Source organism: Saccharicrinis sp. 156 (assembly GCF_050589685.1).
Taxonomy (GTDB): Bacteria; Bacteroidota; Bacteroidia; order Bacteroidales; family Marinilabiliaceae; genus Saccharicrinis.
The window spans coordinates 1-658 of the sequence record NZ_JBNGOS010000107.1 but is presented as its reverse complement, the minus strand read 5'-3'; the positions used below and the strand labels follow the sequence as shown (position 1 = coordinate 658).

Sequence of the window (658 nt, the reverse complement as noted above, 5' to 3'; positions counted from 1 at the left end):
CGGACTGTGCACAGTCAGCCGATCAAATGAATATCACCGTAACCAACCAGGTAGTTGCCGATGCCGGAAGTAATGCCGCGGTTTGCGAAAACAGCTCATACACGGTAAGTGACGCCAATGTGGATTACGGCAACGGAACTTACAGCTGGAGCCACGACGGCAACGGAAGCCTGGCAGATGTTGCCACACTGACACCGACCTATACCCCCGATGCATCGGACGCAGGTAATACCGTAACCTTAACGCTAACGGCCGACGGGAACTCCGGCTGCAGTCCTGCCGTCGATCAAATGAATATCACGGTGGCCAACCAGGTGGTTGCGGATGCCGGAAGTAATGCCGCGGTTTGCGAAAACAGCTCATACACGGTAAGTGACGCCAATGTGGATTACGGCAACGGAACCTATAGCTGGAGCCACGACGGCAACGGAAGCCTGGCAGATGTTGCCACACTGACACCGACCTATACCCCCGATGCATCGGACGCAGGTAATACCGTAACCTTAACGTTAACGGCCGACGGGAACTCCGGCTGCAGTCCTGCCGTCGATCAAATGAATATCACGGTGGCCAACCAGGTGGTTGCGGATGCCGGAAGTAATGCCGCGGTTTGCGAAAACAGCTCATACACGGTAAGTGACGCCAATGTGGATTACGG

The 658-nt window shown here is 55.3% G+C and carries 1 protein-coding gene; it reads left to right on the top strand.

The window, feature by feature from the left end:
* Positions 1 to 658: hypothetical protein (locus ACRD64_RS25240; RefSeq protein WP_430937420.1), on the top strand; the 658-nt coding region annotated here is incomplete at both ends.